This is a genomic window from Thiocapsa imhoffii (assembly GCF_016583985.1).
Lineage (GTDB): Bacteria > Pseudomonadota > Gammaproteobacteria > Chromatiales > Chromatiaceae > Thiocapsa > Thiocapsa imhoffii.
In genome coordinates, this window is the sequence record NZ_NRSD01000002.1 from 182,288 (window position 1) to 199,119 (window position 16,832).

The 16,832-nt window shown below is 60.9% G+C and carries 17 protein-coding genes; 9 read left to right on the top strand and 8 right to left on the bottom strand.

The genetic code is table 11. The features are described from left to right. Positions 1-21: 21 nt before the first annotated feature. Positions 22-1,509, top strand: a complete 1,488-nt coding sequence (locus tag CKO25_RS03250) for a nucleotidyltransferase family protein (protein WP_200386496.1) — start codon at positions 22-24, stop codon at positions 1,507-1,509. Positions 1,510-1,558: 49 nt separating this feature from the next. Here CKO25_RS03250 and CKO25_RS03255 read toward each other — a convergent pair whose 3' ends face one another. Both CKO25_RS03255 and CKO25_RS03260 read right to left on the bottom strand, forming a co-directional pair. Further along, positions 1,559-2,026: an ATP-binding protein gene (locus CKO25_RS03255; protein ID WP_200386497.1), complete on the bottom strand. Its 468-nt coding sequence runs from the start codon at positions 2,024-2,026 to the stop codon at positions 1,559-1,561. Positions 2,027-2,200: 174 nt separating this feature from the next. Next, on the bottom strand, positions 2,201-5,527 hold the full coding sequence (locus CKO25_RS03260) for a PAS domain-containing hybrid sensor histidine kinase/response regulator (protein WP_200386498.1): 3,327 nt from the start codon (positions 5,525-5,527) through the stop codon (positions 2,201-2,203). Positions 5,528-5,718: 191 nt separating this feature from the next. Between CKO25_RS03260 and CKO25_RS03265 the strand changes: the two genes are divergently transcribed. From CKO25_RS03265 to CKO25_RS03280, 4 genes are all read left to right on the top strand, one after another. Next, positions 5,719-6,504, top strand: coding sequence for a (Fe-S)-binding protein (locus tag CKO25_RS03265; RefSeq protein WP_200386499.1), 786 nt, complete (start codon positions 5,719-5,721; stop codon positions 6,502-6,504). Between the two features lie 116 nt (positions 6,505-6,620). Beyond that, positions 6,621-8,030, top strand: coding sequence for a LutB/LldF family L-lactate oxidation iron-sulfur protein (locus tag CKO25_RS03270; protein ID WP_200386500.1), 1,410 nt, complete (start codon positions 6,621-6,623; stop codon positions 8,028-8,030). After that, positions 8,027-8,671: a LutC/YkgG family protein gene (locus tag CKO25_RS03275; RefSeq protein ID WP_200386501.1), complete on the top strand. Its 645-nt coding sequence runs from the start codon at positions 8,027-8,029 to the stop codon at positions 8,669-8,671. The genes CKO25_RS03270 and CKO25_RS03275 overlap by 4 nt, the downstream gene beginning before the upstream one ends. Then, the gene (locus CKO25_RS03280; RefSeq protein WP_242467363.1) at positions 8,668-9,354 is read left to right on the top strand and encodes a plasmid pRiA4b ORF-3 family protein; all 687 of its coding nucleotides are present in this window, start codon (positions 8,668-8,670) and stop codon (positions 9,352-9,354) included. Before CKO25_RS03275 ends, CKO25_RS03280 begins: the two co-directional genes overlap by 4 nt. 183 nt (positions 9,355-9,537) lie before the next feature. On the opposite strand, the gene CKO25_RS03285 is transcribed toward CKO25_RS03280, so the two are convergent. Next, on the bottom strand, positions 9,538-10,608 hold the full coding sequence (locus tag CKO25_RS03285; RefSeq protein ID WP_200386638.1) for a class III poly(R)-hydroxyalkanoic acid synthase subunit PhaC: 1,071 nt from the start codon (positions 10,606-10,608) through the stop codon (positions 9,538-9,540). A 94-nt stretch (positions 10,609-10,702) separates the two neighbouring features. Next, on the bottom strand, positions 10,703-11,770 hold the full coding sequence (gene phaE / locus CKO25_RS03290; protein WP_200386502.1) for a class III poly(R)-hydroxyalkanoic acid synthase subunit PhaE: 1,068 nt from the start codon (positions 11,768-11,770) through the stop codon (positions 10,703-10,705). Between the two features lie 203 nt (positions 11,771-11,973). Between phaE and CKO25_RS03295 the strand changes: the two genes are divergently transcribed. The 4 genes from CKO25_RS03295 (at position 11,974) to phbB (ending at position 15,458) form a co-directional block, all read left to right on the top strand. Continuing rightward, the gene (locus CKO25_RS03295) at positions 11,974-13,158 is read left to right on the top strand and encodes an acetyl-CoA C-acetyltransferase (RefSeq protein WP_200386503.1); all 1,185 of its coding nucleotides are present in this window, start codon (positions 11,974-11,976) and stop codon (positions 13,156-13,158) included. 254 nt (positions 13,159-13,412) lie between these two features. Beyond that, positions 13,413-13,952, top strand: a complete 540-nt coding sequence (gene phaR / locus CKO25_RS03300) for a polyhydroxyalkanoate synthesis repressor PhaR (protein ID WP_242467364.1) — start codon at positions 13,413-13,415, stop codon at positions 13,950-13,952. Positions 13,953-14,127: 175 nt separating this feature from the next. Beyond that, positions 14,128-14,493, top strand: a complete 366-nt coding sequence (locus tag CKO25_RS03305) for a phasin family protein (RefSeq protein WP_200386504.1) — start codon at positions 14,128-14,130, stop codon at positions 14,491-14,493. A gap of 224 nt (positions 14,494-14,717) precedes the next feature. Beyond that, a complete protein-coding gene (gene phbB, locus CKO25_RS03310) occupies positions 14,718-15,458 on the top strand; it encodes an acetoacetyl-CoA reductase (protein WP_200386639.1) in 741 nt (246 codons plus the stop codon). A gap of 411 nt (positions 15,459-15,869) precedes the next feature. On the opposite strand, the gene pufA (CKO25_RS03315) is transcribed toward phbB, so the two are convergent. The 4 genes from pufA (CKO25_RS03315) to pufB all read right to left on the bottom strand — a co-directional run bounded on the left by pufA (CKO25_RS03315) (position 15,870) and on the right by pufB (position 16,665). After that, positions 15,870-16,025, bottom strand: a complete 156-nt coding sequence (gene pufA, locus CKO25_RS03315; protein ID WP_200386505.1) for a light-harvesting antenna LH1, alpha subunit — start codon at positions 16,023-16,025, stop codon at positions 15,870-15,872. A gap of 32 nt (positions 16,026-16,057) precedes the next feature. Next, positions 16,058-16,198, bottom strand: coding sequence for a light-harvesting protein (locus CKO25_RS03320; protein ID WP_200386506.1), 141 nt, complete (start codon positions 16,196-16,198; stop codon positions 16,058-16,060). An 88-nt stretch (positions 16,199-16,286) separates the two neighbouring features. Continuing rightward, entirely contained in the window at positions 16,287-16,502 is a 216-nt protein-coding gene (gene pufA / locus CKO25_RS03325; protein WP_200386507.1) for a light-harvesting antenna LH1, alpha subunit, read from the bottom strand. Positions 16,503-16,521: 19 nt separating this feature from the next. Next, positions 16,522-16,665 carry a light-harvesting antenna LH1, beta subunit gene (gene pufB, locus CKO25_RS03330; protein ID WP_200386508.1) on the bottom strand — a complete coding sequence of 48 codons (144 nt, stop codon included), beginning with the start codon at positions 16,663-16,665 and terminating at the stop codon, positions 16,522-16,524. Positions 16,666-16,832: the final 167 nt, after the last annotated feature.

Genomic DNA, 16,832 nt, shown 5'->3' on the forward strand with positions numbered 1-16,832 from the left:
TCCTTCTCCGAGGAAGTGAATATGGATCAGGCCGTCCTCTTTGCCGATCGTTTGGGCGCGGAGTTGATGCCCTTGACGGAACGCACCAGCGTGGCGCTCTTGCCGGTCGTGGCAAAGCCGATCATCGAGCATGCGTTGGAGTCCTTGGCCAAGGCCGGGGTGCGGCAGGTGCTGGTCGTCGTCTCGCCCTTTGCCGACGCAATCCAGCAGGCACTCGGCGACGGGACGCGGTGGGGGCTGCGCCTGAGGTTCGCCCTGTCGCGTGGCGAGGAATCTCCGACAACGATCATCGGGCGTTTGGCTCAGGATCAGGCGCCACGGATGCCATTCGTTGCGCTGCGCGGCGATGTGATCCACGGCTATGATGTGGCTGGCTGGATTGCCACCGCCGCAGGGACCGACGCGGACGCCGTCTGGGCAGAGGCCGATGGGCGCTCGGCACTGTGCGGCGTGCAGCGCGCCGGCGAGCTCGATCTGGCGCCCCTGTCCTGGCCACCGCGCGCGTGTACGGACTGTGCCGATAAACTGGCATGGCATCTGGTCGCGAAGGAACAGGTCCGCTTGCTGAGCAGCCTGGCGGACTATCATCGGGCGAATCTGGACGCGCTCGCTCAGCACTTGCCCGGCCTCATCCTGCCTGGTCGTCAAGCCGCACTGGGACTGATGGTTGGGCGCCGCTCGCGCGTCTCGCCGCGCTCCTTGAAACAGGGGCGCAGTCTGGTCGGTGCGAACTGTCGGGTCGCGCCGGATGCCGAACTCATGGGCGAGGTGGTGATCAGCGATGAAGTGATCGTCGATCGCAGTGCGACGCTCCGGGCCTGCGTGATCCTGCCACACACCTATGTTGGTGAGCTGGTCGAGATCGAGAATGCCATTGTGCAAGCCAACGCCATCATCCGGGTCGATACCGGCGCGGTCTTGCAGGTGACGGATGCCTGCCTACTGGCGGATCTGCAGGTGGCGACCATGCGCGCGGGCATTGCCGAGCCTCTGAATCGGTTGCTTGGTGGGCTTGCGTTGCTGCTGTCGCTACCCTTGTGGCCGCTGGCCGTCCTCGCAGCCTTCGGCAATCGTGCGCAAGGTTGGCGGGTGCCGGTCTCGGTCAGGGGGAATAAACGCGAGGTCGACGCAATCGGTCAGATCCGCAAGCGTGACGTCGTCATTTACGAGTGGAATACCTCGGTGCCGATTCTGCGGCGTCTGCCCTGGTTGCTGGTGGTTGTCTCAGGTGATCTCCGGCTCGTCGGCGTGCAGCCTTTGTCGCCCGAGGAGGTCGATGGACTCATGACGGATTGGGAACTGACCCGCGAACAGGCGCCGGCTGGCTTGGTCGGGCCAACCCAGTTGGATGTTCCCGCCGACGCACCGCTCGAGGAGCGACTCATGAGTGACGTCTTCTACGCCCGACAACGCCGCACCAGCCGTGATGCTCACTATCTGGTCAAGGGGCTTGGCGCGCTCTTTAGCCCGCGGACCTGGAAGCCGGCCGGACGGTCATCGGCGCGGTGAGCGCGGGGCGAATCGGCACCTGAGGTGAGTGGTCTCCTGGAGCCCGGTTTCAGACTGCTCTGTCGCTGTGCGTCGGCAGAGGTTTGCGCATCACGAGACAATAACGATCCCCGCTCTGCATGACCTCGCAGGCGTCCATGATGACCTTGATGATGCGCAGCCCGCGACCGCGTTTTTCACAATCGAAGGCATCAAGTGGCACCTCGAGATCGTCAAAGCCGACGGGGGCCGCGGCGACCAAGGCGGCATCGAGTGGCACCCCGAACTGACAGATCCGGATCTCCAGTGTATCTCTGTGTACGATCGCATCGACCTCGATGCGATGGCCCGGCTGGTTGCCAAAGGCGTGTTCGACGGCGTTGGCGAATGCCTCGTGCACACAGAGTTCGATCCGAGGAATCTCGACCTCGCAAAAGCCAAGCTCGGTGGCGAGTGCGCCGAGCTGCGCGCCGGCCTCGTGTGCCGCCTCGAACTGGCTGTCGAATGCCCACGTCATGTTGATTGCATCGTTGTTCATGGCAGTCCTGGCGTCCTGACTGAAAAGCACTCGAAGTGTATTCTAACCGGAAGACTCCGAATGCGACTCCGCACCTTGCCTGGCTGCGGGTGTGTGCTTCGCGCTGGGTGTCGCGACCGCTGTGCAAGGCTCGAGTGACGGGTCAACTCGGCGAGGAGGCCGGCACCGGACTCTTTACCCGAGCTGTCTGGGTACAGCCGACGCGCCATCGGATGGCCTGTGCGCGGGTAACCACCGTTCGATGGTGTCGGCCAAGATGCCGGGGTCAACCGGTTTGGTCACATAATCATTCATGCCCGCTTCGAGGCAGCGTGCTCGATCTCCCTCAAGGGCATGGGCGGTCATCGCAATGACCGGGATCTGGTGGTCGAGGACGGGCGAGGTCCGATTACGGATCCGACGGGTGGCCTCAAAGCCGTCCATGACCGGCATTTGCACGTCCATGAGCACCAGGTCGTAGGGCAGCCTTTGCAATGCGTCGACCGCCTCCGCGCCATCGGCGACAGCATCGGCCCGGATCCCCATTTTTTTCAGTATACCCATTGCAACCATGCGGTTCGTGCCGTTGTCCTCGACCAACAAGAGGCGGAGGTTGCGGCCTAGGAAGCGGCCAGACACGGGCTTCTTCCGTGGAGAGTGCGACGGTCGGGCCGCGACGTTGCACGATTTTTTCGCCTGTTCGTCGCAGGCGAGACAGTTCAAGAGGTCAAGGAGTGCCTGGCGTTTGATCGGCTTCGTCAGTTCTGCGTTGGCGCTCCATGACTGATCTGCCATGGGCGCAGTGGCGCTAGTCTGCTCGATCCGTGTCATCGCCACCAGCAACAGTGATGCGAACCGTGCGTCGGCTCGAATGGCTTGGCCGAGTGATGGACCATTCAGGTCACGCAGGCGCGGATCGATCAAGGCGATCCAAAAGGGGGCCGACGCAACCTGAGCGGTCTCGAGCAACCTGAGTGCCTCCTGGGTCGTGCCGGCGGTCTGTACCTGCAGCCCCCACGCCTCGAGCATGGTGGCTAGTGTTTGGCGACTCGTGGGATGGGTGTCCGCAATTAAGATCCGCTGTCCTTGCAGCCGTGCCTGGGGCGCATGCGGAACAGAATCGGATTGAGGCTGTTTCGCCAGCCGCACACTGAATCGGAACACCGAGCCCTGGCCAAGTTCGCTGGTGATACCGATGGTTCCCCCCATGAGCTCGGTGAGTTGTTTGCAGATCGCCAAGCCGAGTCCGGTTCCTCCATGGCGACGTGTGGTGGAGGTGTCGGCCTGGCTGAATTTCTCGAACAGGATGTCGTGCTGATCCTGCGCGATCCCAATTCCAGTATCGCTCACGGCGAAGCTGAGCACGGCGGCATCCTGGTGATCCTCGAGCAACGAGATCCGGATGACAACCTCACCCCGTTCGGTGAATTTGATCGCGTTGCCAGCCAAGTTGATCAGGATCTGGCGCAGTCGACCGGGATCACCAGATACCGCGGTCGTGACCGCGTCATCGATCGTACAGACGAGTTCTAAACCCTTTTGGTGTGCCTTCAAGGCCAGGAGTGTCCCGACCTCGTCGAGCAGGTCATGCAGATCGAAATCGACTTGTTCGAGTTCCAGTTTCCGCGCTTCGATTTTTGAGATATCCAGGATGTCGTTGATCAGTCCGAGGAGAGATTCACCACTGTCATAGGCCACTTGGGCGTAGTGACGTTGCGGCGGCGTCAAAGCGGTGTCGAGCAAGAGGCCAAGGGTGCCGATCACGCCGTTCAGGGGCGTGCGGATTTCATGGCTCATGTTGGCGAGAAATTCGCTTTTTGCGATGCTGGCGAGTCGGGCTTGCTCGGCCATCGCGTTGGCGCGTGCCGTTGCAATCGCGAGCTGCTCGTTCGAACGGCGAATGGCATCCTCTGCACGCTTGCGCTCAGTGATGTCCTGGATCAGCGACCAAATCACCCACCGTCCGTCCGGATGGGTGATCAGGAAGCCATTGAGCAGGACCGGATAGCGCGTGCCGTCGCGCCGGATGAATTCTTTCTCGTAAGGGCCGTATCGACCAGTGGTCGCGAGGCTGGTCCGCTGTAACTGTTCCTGCTGAGCATACTCCGTGGGCGTGAGAGCCCAGTAAGTCAAACGACGAAATTCCGCCTCCGTATAGCCAGCCGAGCTGTAAAGGGCGGCGTTGCATTCCAGAAAGGCTCCGGTTTCCCAATCGTTCATCGCGATTCCGATTGGCGAGGAGTCAAAGAGCGTGCGAAATTTCGCCTCCTCCGTGGCCAGGTGATCACGTGCGATCTTCCACTCGTGGATATCCTGTAAGGCACCGAAGACGCGTACGCAGACACCGTTGCGAAAGCTGGGTGCGCCCACCGCGCGCACCCAGCGGTGGTTGCCCTGGGCGGTGCGGATCTCCAGCTCACAGTCATAGGGCTCACCGTCCTGGGTTGCGCGCTGGAAGGCCTGTTGGATCTGTTCGCGACTCGGGCCCTCGACGAAGAACTCGATCGCCTCGCCCAGGGTCGGAACAAAATCGACTGGGACCCCGTGAATTTCTCGGGTAACGTTGCTCCACCAGATGAGGCCCCGCTCGAGGTCGACCTCCCAACCCCCAACGCGCGCGACTTGGTTGGTCTGCTCGAACAGCTCTTTCAAGCGCGCAAGCTCTGCCTGCGCCTGAAACTGCGCGGTCACGTCAACGTGGCTGCCGACGATTCGCCGTGGTGATCCATCAGGATTCCAGGCAACGACCTTCCCCGCGCAGATGACGAACACGGTCGATCCGTCGCGATGGTGATAGCGAACGACCTGATTGAAAGGCTCTGCCCCACGGGTTGCGATATGGCGTTCGAGCGCGGCCTCCACGGCGGGCAGATCCTCCTGTACGATCAGGCGCCGCCAACTCTCGGGCCGGTTCGGTAGCTCGTCGTCGTGGTAGCCGAACATGGCCTTGAAGCGTGGGCTGAGATACTCCTGATCGGTCGCGACGTCCCAATCCCAGATGCCGGCGGTGATGGAGTCAACGATGGCCTCAAGGACCTGCTTGTCCTGTTGCAGGGTGGCCGGCGCACCCGGCGCTGAACGCTGTTCAGGTCTCGCGGCATCCTTTGCATCGTGGACTGCATCCAACGCAGAGAGCAGGGTCCAGATTCCAACCAGGCGAGTCGGCGTGCCCTCTGGCGTCCGCTCAAGCACGATGCCGCGATCGAGGACATGCTGATAGGAGCCGTCACCGCGGCGCACGCGATACACGCTCGAATAGGTTGTGCGATTCCCATTGAGCAGCCCCCGCCAAGCCTCGCGACAGCGCGCGTGATCTTCCGGGTGTATCCGGCCTTCCCAAACGGTGCGCGTGCGACAGACCGGATCCTCCGCTTCGCTGAGCAGCACGGCGAGCGCCGTTGAGCAGGTCAGTGCGTCGGTCCTGGCATCCCAGTCCCAGCGGACGTCGCCAAAGCGGTCCGTGACCTCGTGCCAAGGGTCGATCTGATGGGTCATGGCCAGGCTGCCCTCTTCGTGGGTCAAGTCGTCGTCAGGTCACGGGATGAATTCATCGTATCGAAGCGCACCGCGCTCGCGCTGATCCTGCCGTTAGGATTCGTTCGTCTCAAAAATTGGTACGGTCAATGGATTTTGCCTCATGATTGTGGCCTCGTCGCGCGCACAGTGCGCGGTTGGATTCCGCAGCCTGGCCTGGTCCAGGGGAGCATCGCCATATGACCGATTCCAGCAGGGGGAGACCGCGAGTCGGTCTGTTCGTAACCTGTTTGATGAACCTGTTTCGGCCGAACATCGGTTTCGCGACAGCGAAGCTCCTGGAGGAGGCCGGTTGTCGTCTGGTGGTCCCCCAAGGGCAAACCTGTTGTGGGCAGCCGGGCTACAATGCGGGTGACGAGGACTCGGCGCGCGCGCTCGCACAGCAGGTGATCCTCGCCTTCGAGGAGTTCGATTATCTGGTGGGTCCATCGGGATCCTGTCTGGCGAGTATCCGTCACGACTATCCGCTGCTCTTTGCCGCGGCGCCAGCCTGGCGTGCACGGGCCGAGGCCTTGGCGGCGAAGAGTTGGGAACTGACCTCTTTTTTGGTGGACGTGCTTGGGATTTCCCAGACCGGGGCGCGCTTCGATGGTGTTGTGACCTATCATGATTCTTGTTCGGGGCTGCGCGGACTTGGCATCAAGGGCCAACCACGGCAATTGCTCGCCGGGATCGAGGGTCTCACCCTGCGCGAGATGGCCGAGACCGAGGTGTGCTGCGGATTTGGCGGGACCTTTTGCGTCAAATACCCCGAGATTTCATTGAAGCTGGTTGATGACAAGATCCAGAATGTCCTGGCGACCGGAGCCGATACCCTGCTCGGCGGTGATCTGGGCTGTTTGATGCAGGTGGCCGGACGTCTGCGACGCCGTGATCTCCCAATGCGGGTTTATCATGTCGCCGAGGTTTTGGCGGGGTTGGCGACTGGACCCTCGATCGGCGAGGGGCCGCTCGCGTCCGGGTAAGTTCACGCGCGCCCTGGACTCATCAGGGTCTCTGCAAGGGCGAGCGGTGGCCACCACACCGATCGACGTGGCCGTGCGGCGAACCGATATCGACATAGGTCTGCGAGGGGCCCACAGTGGATCTCCATTCACACGAATTTCAGTCACGCGCCCGCACCGCCCTGCATGACACCAGCCTGCAGCAGGCCTTGGATCAGGCCCGTGATGGCTTCGTTGCCAAACGCGCGGCGCAGGTCGCCGAGTTGTCGGAGTTCGAGGCGCTGCGCGAGGCGGCGGCGCAGCTCAAGGATCACATCCTCGAGCATCTCGACGACTATCTCGAGCGCTATGAAACCGCCGTCAATGCGGCCGGAGGGCATGTCCACTGGGCCCGTGATGACGCTGAGGCACGACGGATCATCCTCGACATCTGCGCGCGTGTCGATGCGCGCACCGTCACCAAGGGCAAATCCATGGTGTCGGAGGAGATCGGACTCAATGAGGCCTTGATCGAGGCGGGTCTGAAGGTCGTCGAGACCGATCTGGGTGAGTACATCATCCAACTCGCGGGCGAGGCGCCCTCGCACATCATTGCGCCGGCCGTGCACAAGACCCGCGAGCAGGTCGCGGATCTCTTCGAGGCGGCGCATGGCGGTCCGCGCCGCACCGAGATTTCGGACCTGGTCGATGCGGCGCGCCAGGCGTTGCGTGGGCGTTATTTCGAGGCGGATGTCGGGATCACCGGCGGTAATTTCCTGATCGCCGAGACTGGCTCGAGCCTGATCGTCACCAACGAAGGCAACGGTGATCTGACCCAGACGCTGGCGCGGGTGCACATCGTCACGGCTGGGATCGAGCGGGTGGTGCCGACGCTGCACGATGCCACCCTCTTCCTCAGATTGCTCGCGCGCAGCGCGACGGGCCAGGAGACCGAGACCTACACCACCGTCTCGACCGGACCGCGGAGGCTGGACGATCTCGACGGTCCGGAGGAATACCATGTGGTGCTGGTCGACAACGGTCGTTCGCGGATGCTGGCCGGACCCTTCCGCGCGATGTTGCGCTGTATCCGCTGCGGGGCCTGCATGAACCACTGTCCGGTCTATGGAGCGATCGGTGGTCATGCGTATGGCTGGGTGTATCCGGGTCCGATGGGGTCGGTGCTGACCCCCTTGATCAAGGGATTGGACCTGGCCTATGACCTGCCGAACGCCTGTACCCTGAACGGGCGCTGTGCCTCGGTGTGTCCGGTCAAGATTCCGTTGCCCGATTTGCTGCGCCAGCTACGCCATGCACAATTCACGCAAGCCATCACGCCACGGCGCCAGCGCGGCGCGCTGGCCGCGTGGCGGGTCGTGGCGACGCGTCCATGGCTATACCATGCCTTGGAGCGGGTGGTGGCGCGCATCCTGGCGCGACTGGGCGCTCGAACCGGGCGTCTGCGCCGCGTGCCAGGCGCGCATGGCTGGACCCTTGGGCGCGATCTGCCGACCCCCGCGGCTCGCACCTTCCTCGAGTGCTGGCACCACGAACGGGAGAAATCATGAGGGCGGCGCGCGATGAGATTCTCGCAACCATTCGGCAGTCGCTCGGGCGTGGACCGCTCGAGCCAGATGCCACGGCAGTGCTGGCGGCGCGCATGGCCGCGCCACCTCAGCACCCACGGCCGGCCTTCGAGGAGGACCTGACCACACGCACGATCCGCAAACTGGAAAGCCGCTCGGCAACCGTCGCACGGGTCGCGGATTGGACTGATGTGCCACGGGCGGCGGAACAGTTCCGTACAGAGAATGGGATTGAGCCGCGCGTGGTCATCGGTGCCGGTCTCGCCGCGCTCGCCTGGCCATCCCACTGGTCCTGGCACTCCGGGCCCGCCGCGCCGGATGCCGTCCTCTCGGTCACCCCGGCCTTCGCCGCGATTGCTGAAACCGGCACCCTGATGCTGGTGGCCTCTCCGGACAGTCCGACTACCCATAATTTCGTCCCGGAGCATCAGATCGTTGTCCTCAAGGTCGAACAGATCGTGCGTCACTTCGAAGATGCTTGGTGGTGTCGACAGCAGACGGGTGCTGGTTTGCCGCGTGTGGTCAATCTGGTCTCGGGTCCATCACGCACGGCTGACATCGAGCAGACGATTCAACTCGGGGCCCATGGGCCCCGGCGCCTCCATGTCATCCTGGTTGGATGACGGAGCCCGCGTTGGCGCGGGTCAGCCATGCCGGGGATGGATTGGCGATGGTCATTCGCAAACAGGGCGCGCTGGGGATCGGTTCTGTCCCGGCGCGTGTTCAGTGGAGCACAACATTGGCGACATCATCAGGAAACATCTACCAACTCAAGATCGTGTTGCAAGACTCCAAGCCGCCGATCTGGCGGCGTCTGCTCGTCGACTCAGCGATCACCTTGCAGACCTTGCATCAGATCCTGCAGATTGCGATGGGCTGGCAGGATGTGCACTTGCATCAGTTTGCCGCGGGACATGCCTACTATGGTCAGCCTGATCCTGAGTGGGACGTCGAGGAGCTTGTCGATGAGGCGCGGGTGCGTCTCGACGAGGTGCTGACGCAGCAACAGAGCACCATGCGCTATGAATATGACTTTGGTGACGGATGGCGACACAAGATCACGCTTGAGCACATCGTGCCGCACGACCCGCAGCGGCTGCTGCCGATCTGTCTGAAGGGGAAGGGTGCTTGTCCTCCCGAAGACGTCGGGGGTGTCTGGGGGTACGAGCGATTTCTCGAGGCCCTGAAGGATCCCGAACACGAGGAACATGAAGAGTTCATGGACTGGATCGATGGCGACTTCGATCCCGATGTGTTCGAGTTAGAGGCCGTGAACGCCGAGTTACGCGCCGCCTTCGGCGGCTGAGGCGAAGCACGTATGACGCACGCCGCCCTGGTTCAGGGTGGCGTGACGCCATGTCAATGCGGAGGTCGCTGGGTTAGGCCGAGCCTGGCTCGGGCCGGTCGCGTCTCGACCCGAATCACCCGCGCCGTCAGAGTGCCCGGCATGCGTGCGCATGCGGGCGACTCCTGTTCGGTGTGAGCGGATCTAAGCGGTGCGCTCGTTCAGCCACTTGCCGATGGCGGGGGTGACTTCCTTCTGGGCCTTGCCACTGACATAGATGCCGATGTGGCCGCCGGGGAAGGCCAGCTCGGTGTAGTCGTGACTCGCGGTGCGGCCCTTCAGTGCCTTGGAGGCGTCTGGCGGAACCAGGTGATCCTGGAGCGCGAAGATGTTGAGCACCGGGCAGGTGATCTGCATGAGGTCGACCTCACGGCCGCCAAGCATGACGCCGCCATTGATGAAGCCGTTGTTCTGGTAGAAATCCTTGATGAACTGCCGAAAGGTCTCACCAGCCTGATCTGGGCTGTCGAAGATCCATTTCTCCATCCGTAGAAAGTTCTTCACCTTCGCGGGGTCATCGAGCAGATCAACCATGTTGATGTACTTCTGACCGGTCAGGCTGAAGGGCTTGAGCGACAGGAAGGTCCAGTTCAGGAGTTCCCCGGGGATATTGCCCATGGTGTCGACGGCGAGGTCGATATCGACGTTTTGCACCCAGGCCGAGAGCAGATTGTCGGGGGTCTTGAAGTCAACCGGAGTCACCATGGTGACCAGATTGTTGACCTTATTCTGGTGCAGGGCGGTGTACATGAGACTGAAGGCGCCGCCCTGACAAATCCCCAGGAGATTGATCTTCTCGACGCCGTGTGCTTCGCGGATGTAGTCGACGCAGCGGTCGATGTAGCCGTTGATGTAATCATCGAGCGTGATGGCCCGATCAGCCTGGTCCGGGTAGCCCCAATCGATGAGATAGACGTCCTGGCCCGTGCCGAGCAGCCCCTTGATGGTGGAGCGGTCCTCCTGGATGTCGGTCATATAGGGCCGATTCACCAGGGCGTAGACGATCAAAAGGGGCACCGGCTCAGGCGTCACGCCCGTGGGGGTGTCGTAACGATAGAGGACCAGTTTGTCTTCGGCATAGACCGGCTGCTTGGGGCTGACACCGGTGTCGATCTGGTCGGCGTTTAGAAGATTTTCCATGCCCTGCGAGAGCTTGCGAGAGTAGTCCAGCATCTCTTGGGTCAGCTTGTCGGGCCGGATATCGATTGGGATCACGGTTCGGTTCCTCAGGGTCATCTGGAAAGGCACTCCCCGGCGCGCGTCATCGCGTCATCCTGGGGACAGTGGCGAATCGGTTGGGGCACTCGTCTCAGCTTGAGCCCGCCGGCTTCGCGGCCGCTTTTTTGCGTGCGGGCGGCTTCGCCGCTGGGGCGGTTGCCTTGATGGCCGTCGGGACGGATTCTTGCGCACCACCCATCAGTGTCTCCACCTGCCGCTCGATGTTGTGCAGGCTCTGGCGCAACTGCTTGTTCTCGCGCCGCGTCTCTTGCAATCGATCCTGCAGGGTGCGCAGCTCACTGCGACTGGGCATATTCAATGCGCCAAGATTCTCATCGACCAACACGGCCATGCGTTTCTTGAGGGCCATTTGGGCATTAACCAGATGACCGTGGATCTGTGCGTATTCGGGGGTTGCGACCTCTTCGGCATAGACGGCCTCGCAGCACATCACCCAGTTGTCGTACAAGGCACGCGCCGAATCGATCGGCTGACCGCTGTCCATGACGCCTTTCAGGAAGGTGCCCATCCGCTCGATCGACTTGGTCCCAAGACGGGTGTAGAAGCTGTTGTACTCTTGCAGCGCGTTCTGATAGGCCATCGTGGCGCGAATCAGCTCCTGATATTGGCTTTGCTCCTCGCGGGTGTAGCCAAGGCCCGGCGCGGAGAGAACGCGATTGAGATGATCATGTGGCATGTTGCGCAACGCATCTCCAGGCATGGGTGACATCGACGACATCATGCGCTGCCAGTTGTCGAGTGGCATCTCCCAGAATGACATCATGCGGTGCATGACGTGATCGCCATCGTCCACCGAGCCGGTCATGCGCTTCTGGACGTCTTCCATGAAGCTGGTCCAGGCCGACAGACCGTCCGGCAGGGCGTTGCCGCGATCGGTGGTCGCGGCGAACGATTCACCAAAGCGAAAGAATGACTTGCCCTGTTCCATGAGTTTTTCCATGAACTGCTTGGCGGTATCCGGCGCGGCCGGTGAAAGTGCTTTCCACCAGTTGTCCAGCGCCGCCTCCCACGGGGTCGCAAAGGCACCCGCTCCACCGCTACCGCTTGCCATTCCCTTGCGGCCCAACTCAGACCAAGCATCCCAGTACTTGCGTTGTAGGTCCATCCAGGTATCGTTGAACAGGGTTTCGTTACTCATCTTTATGTGCCCTCCTTCGGGTCGTGTAGCCCTTGACGGTATCACGTTGATTTGTGCACTGCAACAAAGCCGCGTAAACTCTCGGTTGCACCTCTGCCACGAGCGGGGCATTTTAGACCCCGCAGTCGTTTCTCGCGATTGGAACGGGCTTGCGCAACGAGCCTCCTCGACCTATCACCTCAAATTACCAAGGCATTCACACCATGAGCGAACACATCGTGATCGTTGACGCCGGTCGCACGGCGGTTGGCACCTTCGGCGGGACTCTCTCCTCGCTTCCCGCGACCGAGCTTGGCGCTGCCGTGCTCAAGGCGCTGGTGGAGCGCACGGGAGTTGCGCCCGACCAGATCGATGAGGTCATTCTCGGGCAAGTGCTCGCGGCCGGAGTCGGCCAGAACCCCGCACGTCAGACCACCCTGATGGCCGGGTTGCCGCATCAGGTTCCGGCGATGACGATCAACAAGGTCTGTGGTAGCGGCTTGAAGGCGGTGCACTTGGCCATGCAGGCGATCGCTTGCGGCGATGCCGAGATCGTTATTGCTGGTGGGCAGGAAAGTATGAGTCAGTCCGCGCATGTCTTGCCGCGCTCGCGCGATGGTCAGCGGATGGGCGACTGGGCATTGAAGGACACCATGATCGTCGATGGACTCTTGGATGCGTTCAATCAATACCACATGGGCGTCACGGCCGAGAATATTGCGAAGAAATATGATTTCAGTCGTGAGGCGCAGGATGCCTTCGCCGCGGCGTCACAGCAGAAGGCTGCCGCCGCCATGGCGGCGGGCCGTTTCAACGATGAGATCATTCCGGTGAGCATCCCGCAACGTAAGGGTGACCCGGTGGTGTTCGCCACCGATGAGTTCCCACGTCCCAGCACCACGGCGGAGACTCTCGCCAAGCTGCGTCCCGCCTTCGACAAGGCCGGCACCGTCACCGCGGGCAACGCCTCGGGCATCAATGACGGTGCCGCCATGGTGATGGTCATGAAAGAGTCGAAGGCGCAGGAACTCGGACTGAAGCCCATGGCACGACTGGTGGCCTTCGCGAGTGCGGGCGTCGATCCGGCGATCATGGGAACAGGCCCCATCCCGGCCTCGATGAAGTGCCTGGAAAAGGCCGGATGGACGCCGCAGGATCTCGATCTCATTGAGTCCAACGAGGCCTTTGCCGCGCAGGCCATGTCGGTGAATCAGGAGATGGCCTGGGATCTGAGCAAGGTGAATGTCAATGGTGGCGCCATCTCGATCGGTCATCCGATCGGTGCCTCTGGCGCGCGGATCCTGGTCACGCTGCTCTACGAGATGAACAAGCGCGATGCAAAGAAAGGTCTCGCGACCCTCTGCATCGGTGGTGGCCAAGGGGTTGCGCTCGCGGTTGAGCGCGTCTAGAGCAGGCTGTATCTCAGCGGTCACGGCACTACGGGACCGTGACCGCTGATGCTCGAATGGCTACGGTGGGGATGTTTCAACGGCGTGTGATCGGTTTGAATTGACTCATCCACCCGCCTAGCTGATCCTAGGTCGTTTTGCGTCAAACCAAAACTGATCGTCTCACACGTGCGTGGTGACTTGCGTAGCGAATGGATGTTCAGCTCTGCTGGGTTACACTCCCAGAACCGATGGACAACGATGTCGAGCTGCCCATGAAAGACGAGCGCATCATCAAAAAGTACCCGAACCGACGTCTCTACGACACCAAAGTCAGCCGCTATATCACACTGTCTGACGTGCGTGACCTGGTGATGGCGTGCACGGACTTCAAGGTCGTCGACACGGCAAACGACAACGACATCACCCGCTCGATCCTGCTCCAGATCATGCTAGAAGAGGAGAGTGGTGGCGAGCCGCTCTTCAGCGCGACCATGTTGTCGCAGATCATCCGCTTCTATGGCGGCACGCTGCAGGGGATGTTCGCCCGTTACTTGGAAGGCTCGCTCGATCTGTTCTCCAAGCAACACCACGAACTCGTTCGCACGCTTGGCGAGACGCCGTTTGATGCGATGACCCGGATGACCCAGAAGAATGTCGAGCTCTGGTCCGAGATTCAGGCCGAGCTGATGCGCGCGGCGGGATTTGACCTCCGCGGAGAACGCAGCGGCTCCCATGAGCCCTCGGCCTCTGGTGCGAGTGAGCCGCCCGTGTCGGGTGAGCGGCATGGCAAGGGGCGCGACGAGACGGTCTGAGCACCGCGGGTCGTTGTGGCCCTGTCCCGGACCTGGCCACAGTGAGCGCATCGGGCGGTTTCATTTATCGAGTCAATCGACATGATTGATCATCTTGGGGTTGACAGACGATTCAGACCTGTCTATTGTGCACTGCAACAATTGCTGCACTGCACAAACTTGACTGGAGTGAACCATGACTGTCACCGAAACCCTGAACACTGTGAACGACATGACCAACAAGACCGTTGAGCGCATGACCAGCCTCGGCGAACTCAACGTCCGCATCTTCGAGAAGATGTCAGCGCGCCAAATGGATGCCATGAGCCTCTACATGGAACACGCGATGCGTGTCATGAAGCTCGCGACCGAAGCGAAGGGCTACAATGAGTTCGCTAAGGGTCAGGTCGAGGCGACCAAGGAACTCGGGGAGCGTATGCTGACCGAGAGCAAGACCGGAATGCAGGCCGTCAGCGAAGTTCGCGATGACTACCGGGCTTGGTTCGAGAAAAATATGGCCGAGGTCTCCACCGACCTGCGTAAGAGCGTCACCGTCGCTTAATACGACCGAGTCACCTCTCGTGACTGACGGGCTGTCCAGGGATGGACAGCCATTCGCAACGCCCCGGACTGGAGCGTTGCGAATGGCGTTGAGCCGGGTGTTTCAACGCGCCCGCGGGCTGTGAGCGCCAATCACCGATTGAAGTGCGTCAGACGTCTGACCGCACCTTCTCGGGCATGATGCAACACCATAACAAATCGATAACAAGCTGGAGGAAACAGAATATGACACGTATTGCACTAGTGACGGGTGGTATCGGCGGGATTGGTACGGCCATTTGCACGCGCTTGACGAAGGATGGCTGCAAGGTCGTTGCTAATCACCATCCGTCCGAGTCCGCGGTGGCAGACGCTTGGAAGAAAGAGCGCGCGGGCGAAGGCCACCACATTGAGACGTTTGCGGCGGATGTTTCCTCGTTCGAGGATAGTGCCCGCATGGTCAAGGAGATCACCGAGCAGCACGGCCCCATCGACATCTTAATCAACTGTGCCGGGATCACGCGTGACAAGACCTTCAAAAAGATGGAGCTTGCCCAGTGGGAAGCGGTCATGAAGGTCAACCTCGACAGCGTCTTCAATGTGACGCGTCAGGTCTGGGAAGGTATGTTGGAGCGCGGCTTCGGGCGCATTATCAACATCTCCTCGGTTAACGGTCAGCGTGGTCAATTCGGACAGGCGAACTACTCGGCGGCTAAGGCCGGCATGCACGGCTTCACCATGGCGCTGGCTCAAGAGGGTGCGACCAAGGGTGTGACCGTGAATACGGTGTCGCCCGGCTACGTCGAGACAGCCATGACCTTGGCCATGGACGAGACTGTGCGCAACAGCATCATCTCCGGGATTCCGATGCGCCGAATGGCTCAACCGGATGAAATCGCCGCCGCGATTGCCTTCTTGGCAAGCGACGAAAGCAGTTATATGACTGGCGCCAACTTGCCGGTCAACGGTGGACTCTTCATTCACTGAAGTGCCCTCCACAACCATCTTCGAGCAATCCCTGGCCTGCCGCCATCCGCGCGGCCTAGGATTCTAGCATCGAAAATAGTGTCCTCCTCGTCTCTCTCATCATGAGACGTTTATGGCCCGGCACCCCGCCGGGCCTTTTTTTTGCGAAAAAAAGGAGCGAATGCTCACGCACTCGCTCCGACATAAGAAAAAGATCAATCGAGCGAAAAAGCTGCCTTTACTGTGACGCGGGGCGAATGGCAACCAACTGGTCACCCTGATCCGTCTATGTCACTGTGACAGGACAGGATTCAGCCGGATCGCAACCACAACCTGCCGCGAGCTAGGGTTGTACTCAGGGTTCTTGCTGTGATCTCACCGCGACGCAGGGGGCGGCATCTGGTCGATGTTCGCCCCCACCCCGCACCTCGACTAGAAGCCGTAACCCAGCGAAATCACAAAGCTGTGGACAACCAAAACGACGAGCAGGACGGCGAATAGGATCGGCATCAGCCAGTTCGCAGGATTCACGACGAGCCACACTTTCCAATCGTCTTCAGGATTTTTGGGTTTGTTGATTTCACTCATGATAGTCACCTTATCAATAATGCTGAGACGGTTCAGAACCAGGGGTTCACGGCGATGATGAAGAGATGCACCAGCGCGGCGATGCCGACGAACGCGCTATAGGTGATCTTGAACTGCTCGTGAAATTCCTTCGCTTGCTGCTCAGTCAGGCCAGACAATGATCGATCGGCCATTTCCAATCTCCCTAGCGGGTATCTGAAAAACCAGCCTGCTCAGATGCTCACCCCGGAAACCAGTCCCGGGGTAACACCCTGTTCGGGTCTATTCGGCCACCGCTGGCGCAACTTCGACGGCCACCGGCGCGACCTCGGCCGTTTCGAGCGGATCGAACCCAATACCCAATGACCAAGCGTAGGCATGGACAGCCAGTGCGATACCCAGGACCGCGATCAGGATCGGGATCAGCCAGGTAGCTGGATTCACCACCAGCCAGAACCGGTAGTCCTGCTCAAGCGGCTTGTAATCGAAGACGTTCATTGATCTCTCCTGTCAGAACCTAGAACCATGGGTTGGCCGCGAGCACGAAGAGGTGCACGACCGCGGCGATTCCGACAAACGCGGTGTAGGTGATCTTGAACTGCTCGTGAAATTCCTTTGCTTGCTGTTCGGTGAGACCCGAAAGGCTTGTCTGCTCGGCCATGTGATTACCTCCAGTCTGTCAATGGTGTCGAACCAGAAGGCTCGACTGTTTACTCCCTCGCGTGGAACAGCCACGCGAGAACCTGCCTTACTTCGGTCTAGCTCCTACACTAGGTCAAGTCTTTGTTATTAAAAGTATTTTGACTTACAAAAATAAGTATTTTTACG